Genomic DNA, 15,310 nt, shown 5'->3' on the forward strand with positions numbered 1-15,310 from the left:
CCTTGACTTCAACTTTTAATAAATGTTACGGTTTTGTTAGGATAACTCACATTTCTACAACTCCTATACCTATTCACTAAAGGGAGGCGGAAGGATGAACATCATTATTATGCTCGACTACGAGGGTACTGAGCCCTAATCGAGAGTGAGAAGGTAGTAGTCGCTGCTGGACCTAACAAATGAACCTGTGAAGGAGAGATTCGATGATTAAAGCGATTATATTTGACTTTGACGGTACGATTCTGGATACGGAGACAGCATGGTACAATGCTTTCCGTGATGCTTATAAGGAACATGGCGTAGATCTAACGCTTGATTTATACTCCCAATGTATTGGAACCAGCCTGCACACCTTTAACCCCTATGAGTATTTAATGACGGAGCTGAAGCTCCCTATTGATAAGCAGCTATTCAAGCAATCCGTACATGCCCAGCATTCAGCCTTGATGGATGTAGAACAGATCCGCCCTGGTATTCTGGATTACTTGAAGCTAGCCAAAGACGCTGGTCTCAAGATTGGTCTTGCCTCCAGCTCTTCGAAGGAATGGGTTGAGAAGTACTTGAGCCAGCTAGGCATACGAGATTATTTCGAATGTATCCGTACCTCCGATAATGTCACTAACGTGAAGCCCGACCCCGAATTATACAATCAAGCCCTTGAATGTCTGGGTGTGCAGCCAGACGAAGCTGTTGCTATTGAAGATTCCCCGAACGGAGCACGCGCTGCCGCAGCAGCTGGCATGCACTGTATCGTCGTTCCCAATGCCATCACGAAGTTTCTAGCCTTTGATGAGCCGAATCAGTATCACCAGGCAGAATGTCTAACCCATATTGATTTCCAAAAAGTGCTGGTTGGCAGCCTGTAATCTGCAGGCAATAGAGAGAAGCACTCACATGGCAGCGTCTCTGATGAGGAGACTGCTGCTTCGCATTCAATAAAGACTGAATATTCAAATAATTTGAGTAGTGGCTTTATGGCTTGAGAAGGAGGGTTTAGTCTATGAAAGCAGTGCATTTCGGAGCGGGTAATATAGGCAGGGGATTCATCGGTTTGATGTTGTCCAATGCAGGGTACGAGATCACATTCGTAGCGAGAAATGAGAAGCAGGTGGCCCTGCTGCAGCAAAGAAAACGGTACTCGGTTACCTTGGCTAATGAGAATAGGGACACTGAGGTTGTCGACAATGTGTCAGCGATTAACGTGTGCAATAGAGCTGCGGTCGCGGCGGCGGTGGCAGCGGCAGATCTGGTCACGACAGCAGTGGGAGTGGCTTCCTTGAAGCAGATCGCGGAATCGATAGCGGTAGGAATTGAGCTTCGATTGAGGCAGGGCAAGCATCGTCCGCTGCATGTGATCGCATGTGAGAATGCCATCGGCGGGAGCACGCACTTGAAGGAGAGAGTGTATCAGTATTTGCCTGCGGAATGGCATGAGAAGGCGGATTATTATATTGCTTTTCCCAATACAGCCGTTGATCGGATTGTGCCTCTGCAGCAGCATGAAGATCCCCTTAAGGTCATGGTGGAGCCGTATTTCGAATGGATTGTGGATCGTTCGGCGATGATTGATGGGTTCAATGAAATTGAGGGCGTGAAGTATGTGGAATCGTTAAAGCCCTATATTGAACGTAAGCTGTTCACGGTCAACACGGGTCATGCAGCCGCAGCGTATCATGGTTACCTCGAGGGATACGATACGATTCAAGAGGTGATGAAGGATCCTCGGCTTAAGGAGGAAATCTCTCAGGTGATGAAGGAGACGGGAAGCGTGCTGACCGCCAAATATCACTGGGATGAGAAGAAGCACCAGAAGTACATTCATAAAATGATGAACAGATTCACCAATCCTCGTCTGAGCGATAATGTCGTTCGAGTAGGCCGCTCACCTCTTCGTAAGCTCTCGCTTAACGATAGGCTGGTAAGGCCCACCTTACAGGCTCATGAGATGGGGCTTGATACGAGTTATCTTATATCGACTATAGCTGCCGCTCTGCTATTCGACTATGAGAAGGACCAAGAGGCAGTCAAGCTGCAGTCTGCCCTGCATAAGACAGGCATACATGACGTGATTAGCGGCTATATGGGTATTCCTCACAAGCATTCGATCCATCAGAGCATAGTAGACAGATATGGCGAGCTCAGAGACAAATATGCTTAAGGCTAAATGAAACTATACTTTAGAACGAACCCCAGTCCTGTTGGATTGGGGTTTGTTCTGTTAGCTGTGATATGGAGGTTGATTGTATACAAATTTGGATAGAAATATAGAGCTATTCTAGCAGCGGCTTTAATTGAAGATAACCTAGTATTTTGGTTGTTTGTGAGAGTAGAGAAGGTCCTGGTATGGGGGTAAATATAACCCTATATTTGACCTATTATTTGCATTTTATGTAGAAATTTAAATGGGAGAGAAAGCCTTCGGCAACTAATGAACTACCACTAGAATAGCGCCGCTGTGCGGTGCAATCCAGATGGAAGTTGTTAAACGATTTCCCAGTCTGAGCGATAAAGGTACAAATTACCTATTTTTATGGTGGAATATGTAGTAATATAATACAATAGAAAATATTTAGGGCGAATCTGTCGAAAAAGGATAAATAATGCTGATACAAATGGTCTATTCTGCTATAATAATTTCTAGTAAATACATAGGGATTACTTAGTAGCTTCGAAGAAAGAGTAGGACAGATTGTGAAGAATTTGCAGGATATATGGTCATTTTCAGCTTATTATTTCCAACAATGGATTCGGGCCGATTAGCGGTTATAGGCTTAAGTATTCATCGATATTGGCCATTAGTCCCTTGAAGAACGGACACTTCAATCTGATGGAAACACCATATTTTTTTTAAACCATACTTCCTTAATTTGCTAATCAAAGTAGAAGAGTTACAACTGGACTAGGTGTTACAAGACATTGGTTACTTAACCGGTGACTATTAAAATTATAGAGGTGAATTGAAGTGACATTAAGAAGAAAATTAGTCGTTACAACAATTGCAGCTAGTGTCGCAATGACGGCATTCGCAGGTATTCCGCTGAGCAACAAAGGCTTGGCAGAAAAGCTAGGAGTCAGCACTACAGCGTACGCAGCAGCATTCCCGAGCAGTGCAGTTGTAACAGAAGCTAACAAAATGTATAACGCATTGGTTGCCACCAATGGCTGGGATGAAGTCGTAGCATTGCGCGACGAATTCGCCAAACTAAGCAAGGATGATATTAGAACAATCGTTAGCCCGATTGCAGACAGCCTAACGGTATTGTCGACAGACGAGAAAGCAGTATTGTTCGATTTGTTCCAAGAAGTAACTACAATTTCCTATGATGTTAATCTGTCACAGCTTGAAGCTATCCGTACTAATGCGGAATATACAGAAGTGCTGCTGAAGCTGGCTGAAGGCGCTGATCTGGAGAGCCTTACGATTGATGAGATCGTAGCGTATGTATTCGGTATCCAAGATGAGCTGCTCAGTATTATAGATGGCAAGTCTCTTTCAGAATTGACTACTACCCTGAACGATCCAGCAGCAAGATTGAATCTGATCAAGCAAGCTGTTAATGCTGTTCCGGATACAGCTAATAGTGTCAAGGCTGTTCTAGCGGCTTACGGGATTACGACTGCTGAAATCTCTTCCGTAGTGAGCAATCTTCAAGCAAAAGTAAATGCTGATGTTGTTATTAACGCAGCTGGTGCACTTTATATCGCTTACTTGAGTCTTGATGACACAGATACAGAAACACCAGGAACGACCGTTCCAGGCGTGGATGTACCGGTGACCATTACTATTCCAGAAAGTGTAACGAACCTGATCGATAGCGTCAAAAAAGCTCTAGCAGCTGCATCAGCTGAACAGCAGCCTGCAATTATTGCAAAAGCTATTTTGGATGCACAAGCTCTTGTAGCTCAACTGTCATCTGTTGATGCATCCAAAGATGTTACGGTGATCAATGGCGTAGCAACAGTAAATATCAATAGTAGCACAGTGCTTTCGAACATCGCAGGTATTGGTGCCTTGATTAAAGCAGTGAAAGAAATTGCTCCAACTGCGGTACTGCCGAATATATTGCTTAACGTTGACCTGGGAACAGTTACACAGAGCGCAGTTTCCATTGGATTGTCAGACGCTGTGGTTGAGCAGGCTATCCTAGCTGGCCTCAGCGGCATTAACCTGAAGGTTAATGGTCTGCAAGTGACTTTGCCAGTTGGCGGTCAGTTCTCCTCTGCGATCAACTTCAAGGTTGCGACAAGCGCAGCAAGTGAAGCTGTTACGAACGGACTCAAAGCGGGTTCTGCTGTATACGACTTCAATCTAACAATCGGCGGCAAATCGGTAACGACATTCGATAAGCCTGTTATCGTTAGCATTCCACTTGGTGATGTAGAAGGTCTGGACAAAGAATTGCTGTCCGTAGCGAAAATTGTTGACGGCAAGCTGGTATTCCAAGGCGGACGCATTACAGGCAACACAATCGTTGAACCACGTGGCTCGTTCTCTTCTTATGTAGTTGTCGAGAACAAAGTAACGTTCGGCGATATTACTTCCGTTCAAGCTTGGGCTGGACGTCAAATTGAGGTCATTGCAGCAAAAGGTGCTATTGAAGGTAAGTCTGTCGGTGTATTCGCACCGCAAGATAAAGTAACTCGTGCAGAATTTGCGAAAATGCTAGTGCTTACACTGGATATTGATAACAACTCGGCTAAAGAAAACTTCAGTGATGTTCAAGCTACTGATTGGCATGCGCCTTATGTAGCTGCAGCAGCAGAGCTGGGTATTATCAACGGCCGTTCAGCTACGACGTTCGTTCCGAACGCAACTATCACACGTGCCGAGATGGCAACAATGATTGCTCGTGCTTTGAAAGTAACACAAGGGGCTGCTGATGTCGCTGATGTGAATGCAGCATTAGCTGGCTTCACAGATGCAAGCTCCATCAGCGCTTCGTTGAAAGCTGGAGTAGCATTCGCAGCAAGCGAAGAGCTCGTAATTGGTAACAACGGCAAGTTCTCGCCGAATGCTAACTCTACTCGTGCAGAAGCAGCAGTAATCATATATCGCGCCATTAATTTCAGCAAATAGTTCATTAGTGTGAAAGTCTTCCTCTCATGCAGATGAGAGGAAGATTTTTTTGGGCATATTATAACAATTTGTAGGTTTTTGGTAGATTATGTCTACATTAGATAGGTCTTAGGAAGTATAATGAAAGTTATCATCTGGGTATACAGAAGGAGGATAATAGTGTCTAGCGAACTAGATTTACGAGAATATTTTATAATCATTCGGAAGCGGCTTCCGTTGATTCTATTGTTTGTCGTAATATGCACGGCTTTAACGGGCGTTTATAGCATGTTTTTCAAGGACCCTGTCTATGAAGCTTCAACCAAGCTAATTGTGAATAGGACGAGTACGCAATTCTCTGCGGAGCAGCTTGATATTAATGAAATTAACTCCAATATCAAAATGATCGATACATATAAGGAAATTATTAAGACACCCGCTATTCTTGCCAAAGTGTCAGAGCAATACCCGAATCTAGGACTAACTACAAAAGAGCTTGCTAAGAAGATTAAGGTTAGCTCGGTCAATAATACGCAAGTTATGACGTTAATTGTTCAAGACGAATCCTACAAACAGGCAGCTGAGACCGTTAATGCAGTGTCGCTTGTATTCCAACAAGAAATTCCTAATATTTTCAACGTAGAGAATGTGTCAATATTGAATGATGCGCTGCCTGATGAGGATATGGATCCAATCTCCCCGAATATACCTCTGAATGTCGTCATTAGCTTCATTGTATCCTTAATGCTTGCTGTAGCTATAGTATTCTTGCTCGAATATTTGGATGATACGATTAAGAGTGAAGCAGATGTGCTGAAGTATTTGGGTCAGCCTACGCTCGCGATGGTAGCAAGAGCAGATATCAGTGAAATGAGCGGACAAAATTCTCAATCTGGCAGGAAACAAAACGTGCAAAGGGTAGGTGGATAGGCAATGTCGGTAGCAGATAATAGACGTCGGCTTATTTCGATTGCGAATCCAAGGTCACCGATTTCAGAAACTTACCGAACCTTAAGGACAAATATTGATTTTGCCTCAATTGATGAAACCCTGCAGGTTATTATGGTGACTTCAGCGGGTCCAGGTGAGGGCAAGTCAACAACCATTTCGAATTTAGCGGTCACTTATAGTCAGGCAGATCGCAAAGTGCTTCTGATTGATGCGGATATGAGGAAGCCAACCGCACACAAAACTTTTCAAATCTCCAATCAATATGGTCTTTCATCTGTAATGTCTCAGCAGAGTACGCTAGAGGAATCCATTCAGATGACAGCTATTCCTAATTTAGATGTAATGACAGCGGGAGCTATTCCGCCAAACCCGGCAGAGATGATGGCATCCAAGCGGATGACAGCTACGCTGGATCAGCTTCGTACCATGTACGATATTGTTCTAATCGATACGCCTCCATTACTTGCGGTAACCGATGCACAGGTCGCAGCTTCTAAGAGTGACGGTGTTGTGCTTGTTGTGGATCAAGGCAGAGTGAAACGAGATATTGCTATGAAGGCTATTCAAAATTTGCAGAACGTAAATGCCCGAATATTAGGGGTTGTTCTGAATAATGTTAAGCGCAAATCAAGTGAAGAGGCTTATTACTACTATTACGGGACGGACTCGAAGTAGCTAGTCATGCACATACAAAGTTCTGAATAGGTAATGCCTACTGCACCTTTATCACCGTAGGCACTCGGTCACACTGTGGGTTGGTTGGACCTTAGGCATGATTGCCAAGGGTGTGATGTGAGGAGGGGTTCAATGCCCTCTATTTACTCATATAAATGTACGAGCTATGTTTTTCTCCACTAGGAAAATATAGCTCGTAAATTTATATAACAACATAGAAGAAACAATTAGAGAGAGAGATAGAACGTACGAAGAGAGGGAACAAGAATGGGAATAGTTAAGAAAGCGATAATACCTGCTGCAGGTCTAGGCACGCGGTTCTTACCTGCGACAAAAGCAATGCCGAAGGAAATGCTTCCAATTGTGGATAAGCCGACTATTCAATACATTGTTGAAGAAGCGGTTGCTTCAGGGATCGAAGACATCATTATTGTGACGGGCAAAGGCAAACGTGCTATCGAGGATCACTTCGATAATGCATTTGAGCTGGAGCATAATCTGCTCGAGAAGGGCAAGCTTGAGCTTCTGCACGAGGTGCAGAAATCATCGAAGGTAGATATTCATTTTATCCGGCAAAAGGAAGCCAAAGGGCTCGGTCACGCGGTGTGGTGTGCTCGCAACTTTATTGGTGATGAGCCATTCGCTGTGTTGCTGGGTGATGATATCGTATCTGCTGAAGTACCATGTACCAGACAACTGATGGATCAATTCGACATAACGGGTCGTTCTGTGATCGGTGTCAAGCCTGTGCCGCAAGAGGAAACCCAGCGTTACGGTATTGTTGAGCCTCGCGAGTGCGAGGGGAATGACCAGCTGCATCTTGTCAACCGATTTGTCGAGAAACCGTTGCCTGGCACGACATCCTCGAACCTGGCCATTATGGGTCGTTATATATTGACACCTGCTATATTCAAATATCTGCAGAAGCAAGAGAAAGGCGCGGGTGGAGAAATCCAGCTGACCGATGCCATTCAGAAGCTGAATGAATCTCAGGGTGTATACGCTTATGAGTTCGAAGGCAGACGCTTTGATGTTGGAGAGAAGCTTGGTTTTATTACGACGACGTTGGATTTCGCATTGCGTGATCAGTCCTTAAGAGCTCCATTATTGGATGCTATGAAGCAGCTGCTCGATAGAGAGCTAGTGAATAAAATCGAGCACTAGGGAGGAGATTGACAGTGGCGCCATCGCCTATAAGAAGAGAAGCGGAAATTCCTATGCCAATAGCAAATACTAGAAAGCTGCGAGCTACAAGTCCTAAGTATGGTTATCTCGTTGTTAAACGAGCTATGGATATAGTAGGAGCAGGCTTGGGGATGATTGTTATCTCCCCTCTGCTGCTTATCGTCGCTATCCTTATTAAGATAGAGGACCCCAAAGCCCCAATTATTTTCTATCAGACGAGAATCGGCAAGAATGAGAAAGTGTTCAAAATGTTCAAATTCCGTTCTATGATTCCGAATGCAGAGGATATGCTGAAGGGCCTGCTGCACAAAAATGAGATTAGCGGAGCGATGTTCAAGATCAAGGATGATCCACGCATTACTAGGATCGGCAAGTTCATCCGTCGGACAAGCATCGATGAATTACCACAGCTATGGAATGTAATTAGAGGAGACATGTCTCTAGTGGGACCACGTCCACCCCTTCCCCGAGAAGTGGCTGAATACAGCAAATATGACAAGCAACGATTACGTGTAACCCCAGGCTGCACCGGCTTATGGCAAGTAAGCGGCCGTAACGAGGTGGGCTTCAAGGAAATGGTCGAGCTTGATCTGGAATATATAGAGAAGCGCAGTATTTGGTTTGATGTGAAGATATTGATGAGGACAGCTAGAGTGTTGGTTGGATCTGAGGATGCTTATTAAGTATATTTTCATAACAAAATAAATATACACCCTGAGATAGCTGATAGTAATCGCAGACTATAAGAGTATTTACAAGTTATTATTTAATTTATATCACTTTTTGTAAAGAATGAAGGCGTTTTAATGAAAGATTTATATCTAAGTAATGCATTGAATAGTAAGTTGTTTAAAAATTTATCAATTGTTTTTTCGGAAAACATTATTACAAAAGCGCTTAATTTTCTTATTATTATATTGTTATCTAAAACGCTAGGGCCTTCTGATTATGGAAAATATTCTTTTGTTTTTGTAGCCATAGCATTTTGTAGTGCATTTTTTGATTTTGGAATGGAAAATACAGCGATTCGGTTTTCTGCTAAGGATAAAAGCAAAACACATTCAATTTTTGGGTTATATTTATTTGCAAAATTAATAATTATATCTTCAATTATTGTATTTTTTCTTTTATTAGGTGATGAGGTTTTTGTGTGGTTAGGTAAAAGTGAGATGATAAATTATCTTCCATATTTAATAATTGGGTTTTTAGGTGAATCTTTATTGTTTGTAAACGATACATATTTACAAGCAATACAGCAATTCAAACGTAGAGCCTGGATTAATGTATCTAGATATTTTATATCAATTACTATTATTATAATTTTAGTATTGAATGAATTACTTTTATTAAAATATGCATTTATGTTGTACCTTTTGCCTGTAGTATATTCATTATTTTTTTCTGCTAGGTATTATAGTTTTATAAAAGAATATATATATATAAGGCTTGACAAAAATACAATAAAAGAAATTGTAAAGTATGAAAAATGGATGATTATGATGTCGATTCCAAATAATGCATTGGATAGAATTGATTTCTTTATGATTTCTTTTTGGGTAACTTATGAACAAATTGGTATTTATAATGCGGCATATCAGCTATCAGCAATTTTTGCGTTTATTCCGGTTGTGTTTGCAAAAGTAATGTTACCAAAGATGTCTGAGTTGAAACCTCACATGGTTGTAAGTTTTACAAAAAAAATTATGAAACCAACAATAATAATAGCTATTGCAATGTTATGTCTTCTGCCATTAGCTCATTTAATTGTTCCATTATTTTTAGGAGGGAAATATTTAGCAGCAAAAGAACTACTACAGATAATGTTGCTTAAAGCCATCATTACATTCGCTATGGTACCAATAGAGCAAGCTACATATTCTATGGGCAAAGTTAAGTTTATAACACTAGGGAAATATATTCAAATAATAATAGTAACTATATTTATATATGTCACAGTACCTAATTTAGGTATGGCATGGGCAGCTATAAGTGTTGTGGTAGCAAGAATTATTTATAGCTCTATATTATTCATATTGTATCTAAAATATAAGAAGAGTTTGTTAAAAGTGAAGGTTGGCATTTTTTCAAAGTAAGAGTAAGTTTAATTGCATTATCAAATGGATTTGGAGAGGATATAAACGTGGAATCTAGTAATAAAGCTATTCGAGTTCTGCACTTAATTTCTTCTTTTCAAGTAGGTGGTGCAGAAAAGCTTCTTCTTAACATGACCAGGGAAGCATCAAACTCCAAGGAATTAGAATTTACTGTAGTGGTGATGAATGATTTAATAAGTCAAGAAATGAGAGAACAATTATTAGATGTAGGATGTAATGTTTATTTTTTAAATAGACCCCCTGCACATAGACATCCAAAATATTTGTTTTTGCTTTTAAGTATTATTAGAAGACATAAAATTCAAATCATACATTCACATAATCATGGGAGCAAGTTGTGGGCTGTTCTATGCAAAATATTTCACATGCGCATTAGATTAGTCTTTACTATACATGACACTAATGTTATCAAAAAAATAAATTCATTACATGTTTTTTTGCATAGACATATTTTTAATAAAAATGTGGCCATATCTAATGCCGTACTTCAAGATTGTATTGATCGTAAAATTAATAATTCTACGAGGATATACAATGGAATTCAAATTAGCCAATTTAAATCTAGTAAAAAAGACAAAAAAAATAATGGTAGTAGAATCAAAATAATAAATGTTGCAAGACTCACGCATAAAATAAAAGGACAGGATATATTAATTCACGCAATAAAACTTTGTAAAGATAGAGGATTAAATGTATCCTGCGATTTTATTGGGGGTACTTACGATTATGATAAAGAATCCGTGAATTACTTAAGGATGTTGATTGAACAATATAATCTGCAGAATGAAGTTCGATTTCTTGGGAACAGAGATGATATCCATTTGCTATTACCACAATTCGATATATTTATTTTACCATCAAGATTTGAAGGATTGGGATTAGTTATATTGGAAGCAATGGCTGCAGGAATTCCTGTAATCTCATCTAATATTGATGGACCTGCTGAATTAATTGAACACGGTAAGAATGGATATCTCTTTGATCGTGAGAATGCAGTAGATTTGGCGGATAAAATAATCGAGTTGGTAACAGATCAATCAAAAGAGTCTTATTTAATACAGAATGCCTCCACATTTGTTGAGAAGTTTGATATTAAGGTAATGGTTAAGAATTATGCTTCAATGTATAAAGGCACTATTAAATGAACATATGAACAGAGAGAAGTGATTGACTAACTTATAGTGGACTTAATTGAGAAGGGGGTATTGGTTAATAAATGAAATTAACGCCTGGGTTGTTTACAATATTATTAGTCCTTTCAAGTCTTATTGGTGCTTCATTTTTATTTAAATTCTACGTATATATTTTATGTTTTATATTGGGTTTTGTATTATATATATTCATTACTGTTTTTGGAAAAGAAATTGTTTTTATTTTTATGGTTCCTATTCTCACTATATCTCTTTCGTTAGTGAGTCATTTTTTTGTGCTTGATTTTTACGATGGAGATGGTTTGAATCCGTTGAATTTACATCCATTAATTATTATATGGCTTGTTGCGTTTATTTTAAAATTGGGGGAAGATATTTTAAATAAAAAAGTATATTTTGACAAAATTGTAGCTTTATCCATTATAGTATTTGTTTCTTTTTTTGGTGTGACTGTATATTTAAGAGGTGCGAGTGGAATTCCATTAGCTATACACAATTATTTGGGGCCAATCACATTATTTTTATTTTTTTATTTCGAGAAAAGTTTTAATATCTCAAAAATAAATAAAGCTATAGTAATGATGATTGGAGCATCAGTGCTTATTGGCATTTATGGAATTATAGAATATATCATGCAATCTAATTTTCTAGACTCTATTTATAGAGGTGAGAATCTTGCTTGGTATGATGCTACTTCTCGTGAAGGATACAGAATTAAAACGACTATTGGACATCCCTTATTAAATGGAATCTACTTTTTGTTCTCTATGATACTTGTACAGCTTAGAATTAATAATTTGAAATTAAAATATATTCTATTATTTTTATTTATAATTGATATCTTGTTAACGGGATCAAGAAGTATGTTTGTCTTAGCATTTTTAATAATTCTTTACGATACCAATAGTCTAAAAGGGAATTGGATTAAAGTAAGACAAAATGTAATAAAGGTAGCGATAATAGGTTTTATTGTTATTGTTACCTTCACTACTTCCCTTGGTAACACTTTTATAAATCGAATTAATGAAGCATCTAGTTCAACTGAAGCTAGATTTATATTATTGGATTATTTTGTGAATAATATATTTAGACTAAATATGATGGGACTAGGCGGAGGAACTGAAAATGTTGTCATATATGGTGGCGACAGTAACCCAATCATTTTAGAGAATCCATGGATAATTTTATTTATCGATGTTGGTTATTTTATTATTCTGTATATTTTCTTATTAGTTTTGATTTTACGTAAAACCTTAAATAAATATTATATTGCGGTGTTCATTTTGGCGCTATCTGGGTTTAACTCATTTGGGGTGAAAAGTAATGCTAATTACTTTCTATTCTTTTTACTGGCATACGGATATATCTTGTGGAAGATTCACGATAACAAAAAAAGTATTGGGCATGTAAATAAAACTGTAATAGTTTGAGGTGCTAAATAATGAAGGTCATGCAAATAGCTAATTCTAAGCGCGTTAAAGGTGGAATTACCTCGGTAGTAAACTCTATAGTAGAAGGGTTATCTTCAAAAATAGATATAACAAGACATCCTTCTTATATCTCAAGCGTTCCAGCGGTAATCAGAATTTTTTATTCGCTATTTGCAATTATGAGGTTTAGCTTAGTTCTATATTTCTATCAAATATTTCATATTCACTCAGCGGCAAACGGAAGTTTTTATAGGAAATCCATATATGTTTTCATTAGTAAACTTTTTGGGAAGAAAGTTGTTTTCCATATTCACGGATCATCTTTTGAAAATTTTCACAACAAGAAAAAATTTAACGCCTGGCTAATTAAGAATACATTAAATAAAGTGGATGAGATTATTGTGTTATCGAATCAGATGAAAGGGCTTGTATTATTATATTGCCAGAATTCTAACATTTCGATTCTGCCCAATCCAATTAAAATTCCAGAATATCAGCAGATAACTGCTTTAAGAAATAAGAAGGCTAATAGTAAGATTGAACTTCTCTTTATGGGTGAAATAGGCAGGAGGAAAGGTATATATGATTTAATTGATGCTATCAGTATTTTACCTAGTGGGATAAAGGGAAATATTACTTTGAATATATGTGGTAATAATGAGATAGAAATATTAAAGAAATACATAGTTGAAAAAGAATTAGACCAAATATGCATTGTTCATGGCTGGATAGATGGAGATCAGAAAATGAAGTTTCTGGTAAACTCAGATATCTATGTTCTTCCATCTTATCAAGAGGGCTTGCCTGTATCTATTCTGGAGGCGATGGCATATAAGTTACCCATAATTAGTACCAACGTAGGTGGTATTCCTGAAATTGTTGTAGACAATCGAAATGGCTTTATTATTGCTCCTGGTGATATCCATCAATTGGCTAGTTCTATTGAAAAGCTTGTTAATGAGCCAAACGTAAGAATTGATTTTGGAAATCAAAGTAAAGAGATGGTCTTACATCATGATCTTCATAGGGTTGTTGAAAAGTTACAAAAGATTTATCAAAATTTACTAACCTAACTTGATCATTTGAAATTAACAACATTAGAGAAGAGGTGTGCAAGAGGATATGATTGAAAAAAGAAATTTAAAAGTTGCCTTAGTGTCCTCAGTGGGTGGACATTTAACACAAATTCAACAGTTAAAAAAATTATATAAAAACTATGATTATTTCATTATTACGGAAGATAGTATCCTAACCAGAGGCTTGGTTGATAAGGAAAAGAAGATATATTTCCTAAGATTAATTAATCGAAAGATGATAAATTTCCCTTTTTTATTAGCTATTAATTTTGTTAAGTCTTCTTATTATCTAATAAAAGAGAAACCAGATATTATTATTTCAACAGGAGCACTAAGTACAGTTCCATTCTGTGTAGTCGGGAAATTAATGGGTAAAAAGTTGATTTATATAGAAAGCTTTGCGAAAATCGACTCCCCAACATTGACTGGTAGATTCTTGTATAGATTCTCAGATTTATTTATTGTTCAATGGGAGAAAATGCTTGAATTTTATCCAAAAGCAGTATACGGAGGAAGTATATATTGATACTAGTATCTTTAGGTACACAAGAGTTTTCTTTTAATAGATTATTAGAAGAGATAGATTCATTAATTGAAAAAAAAGTAATCACAGAAGAGGTCTTTGCACAGATTGGTTATTCAAGTTATGTTCCAAAATATTTTCAAAGTGAAAAGTTTTTGGATTTTAGTTCTTTTGATAAACAATTAGAGTTATGTAATATATTAATAACTCACGGTGGAACTGGAACAATTATAGGTGCTCTGAAAAAGGGGAAGAAAAAGATAATAGCTGTACCTAGATTGAGTCAGCATAATGAACACGTTGATGATCATCAGAATGAGATAATTAACCATTTTTCAAAAAGCAACTTAATATTTGGTTTGCAGGATGTGAAAGAATTGGAATCGGCATTACTACAAATTGATTCATTTGAACCGAAGAAGTTTGAAAGTGGTAACGAAAAAATAGTACAACTAATCAATAATTTTATAACAATGAATTTTGCAAAATAAGTTTTTTTCAACTTTCTTTGAAAATTTATAAGGGAGAGTAGAGGGGATTTATGGGTATTAAGGGAAGGGTTCTATCATTTATTAAATTCAAGCTAAGAGGCGAAGTACCAACTGAAGCTTTAATTAAGATGGGTTTAAAGGTAGGAAGAAATTTTCAAAGGCAATCAAACTGTATTATTGATTACTCTCACTGTTGGTTAATCAGTATTGGAGATAATGTTACGTTTGCACCAAGAGTTCATATTTTAGCCCATGATACAAGTACAAAATTGGATTTAAACTATACTAAAATTGGTTTAGTGGAAATAGGTAATAACGTATTTATTGGTGCAGGAGCACTTGTCTTACCTAATGTAAAGATAGGTAATAATGTCATTGTAGGTGCGGGGAGTGTTGTGACGAAAGATATTCCTGATAATGCTGTTGTTGCTGGAAACCCTGCAAAAATAATAATGCATACTGAACAGTATTTGGAAAAAAATAAAGTTTTAATGCAATCAAGGCCAGTTTTTGATTCAAGTTGGACTATCAGAAACAATATATCTAAATCCCGAAAAGATGAAATGATAGTGTGTTTAAAAGATGGGATTGGATTTGTTGAATAGTTTATTTTAGTACCCCATATTAGAATTCAGTATCCGACAGGTAAGGTGATGAG

Annotated in this window: 14 protein-coding genes; all 14 read left to right on the forward strand. The window is 37.9% G+C overall.

Going from position 1 to position 15,310, the window contains the following annotated elements; translation table 11 throughout:
- The first annotated feature begins 203 nt into the window (after nt 1-203).
- Entirely contained in the window at nt 204-866 is a 663-nt protein-coding gene (locus AC6ESP_RS18100; protein ID WP_497098135.1) for an HAD family hydrolase, read from the forward strand.
- Nucleotides 867-1,000: 134 nt separating this feature from the next.
- Entirely contained in the window at nt 1,001-2,158 is a 1,158-nt protein-coding gene (locus AC6ESP_RS18105) for a mannitol-1-phosphate 5-dehydrogenase (RefSeq protein WP_497098136.1), read from the forward strand.
- Between the two features lie 804 nt (nt 2,159-2,962).
- Nucleotides 2,963-5,077 (forward strand): S-layer homology domain-containing protein, encoded by a 2,115-nt coding sequence (locus AC6ESP_RS18110; protein WP_497098137.1) that lies wholly within the window; start codon nt 2,963-2,965, stop codon nt 5,075-5,077.
- Between the two features lie 159 nt (nt 5,078-5,236).
- Nucleotides 5,237-5,986 carry a YveK family protein gene (locus tag AC6ESP_RS18115; protein WP_497098138.1) on the forward strand — a complete coding sequence of 250 codons (750 nt, stop codon included), beginning with the start codon at nt 5,237-5,239 and terminating at the stop codon, nt 5,984-5,986.
- Between the two features lie 3 nt (nt 5,987-5,989).
- Complete coding sequence (locus AC6ESP_RS18120; protein ID WP_497098139.1) at nt 5,990-6,682, forward strand: CpsD/CapB family tyrosine-protein kinase; 693 nt, start codon at nt 5,990-5,992, stop codon at nt 6,680-6,682.
- A gap of 267 nt (nt 6,683-6,949) precedes the next feature.
- Nucleotides 6,950-7,846: a UTP--glucose-1-phosphate uridylyltransferase GalU gene (galU, locus tag AC6ESP_RS18125; protein WP_497098140.1), complete on the forward strand. Its 897-nt coding sequence runs from the start codon at nt 6,950-6,952 to the stop codon at nt 7,844-7,846.
- Between the two features lie 53 nt (nt 7,847-7,899).
- Entirely contained in the window at nt 7,900-8,550 is a 651-nt protein-coding gene (locus AC6ESP_RS18130; RefSeq protein ID WP_497098221.1) for a sugar transferase, read from the forward strand.
- Between the two features lie 123 nt (nt 8,551-8,673).
- Nucleotides 8,674-9,960: an oligosaccharide flippase family protein gene (locus AC6ESP_RS18135; protein ID WP_497098141.1), complete on the forward strand. Its 1,287-nt coding sequence runs from the start codon at nt 8,674-8,676 to the stop codon at nt 9,958-9,960.
- 47 nt (nt 9,961-10,007) lie between these two features.
- A complete protein-coding gene (locus AC6ESP_RS18140; protein ID WP_497098142.1) occupies nt 10,008-11,126 on the forward strand; it encodes a glycosyltransferase in 1,119 nt (372 codons plus the stop codon).
- A gap of 71 nt (nt 11,127-11,197) precedes the next feature.
- On the forward strand, nt 11,198-12,562 hold the full coding sequence (locus AC6ESP_RS18145; protein ID WP_497098143.1) for a hypothetical protein: 1,365 nt from the start codon (nt 11,198-11,200) through the stop codon (nt 12,560-12,562).
- Between the two features lie 11 nt (nt 12,563-12,573).
- Complete coding sequence (locus AC6ESP_RS18150; RefSeq protein ID WP_497098144.1) at nt 12,574-13,635, forward strand: glycosyltransferase family 4 protein; 1,062 nt, start codon at nt 12,574-12,576, stop codon at nt 13,633-13,635.
- Between the two features lie 49 nt (nt 13,636-13,684).
- On the forward strand, nt 13,685-14,164 hold the full coding sequence (gene pssD, locus AC6ESP_RS18155; protein WP_497098145.1) for a PssD/Cps14F family polysaccharide biosynthesis glycosyltransferase: 480 nt from the start codon (nt 13,685-13,687) through the stop codon (nt 14,162-14,164).
- On the forward strand, nt 14,161-14,652 hold the full coding sequence (gene pssE / locus AC6ESP_RS18160; protein ID WP_497098146.1) for a PssE/Cps14G family polysaccharide biosynthesis glycosyltransferase: 492 nt from the start codon (nt 14,161-14,163) through the stop codon (nt 14,650-14,652). Before pssD ends, pssE begins: the two co-directional genes overlap by 4 nt.
- A gap of 50 nt (nt 14,653-14,702) precedes the next feature.
- Complete coding sequence (locus AC6ESP_RS18165; protein WP_497098147.1) at nt 14,703-15,257, forward strand: acyltransferase; 555 nt, start codon at nt 14,703-14,705, stop codon at nt 15,255-15,257.
- Nucleotides 15,258-15,310: the final 53 nt, after the last annotated feature.

The sequence above is a fragment of the Paenibacillus xinjiangensis genome (genome assembly GCF_059686975.1).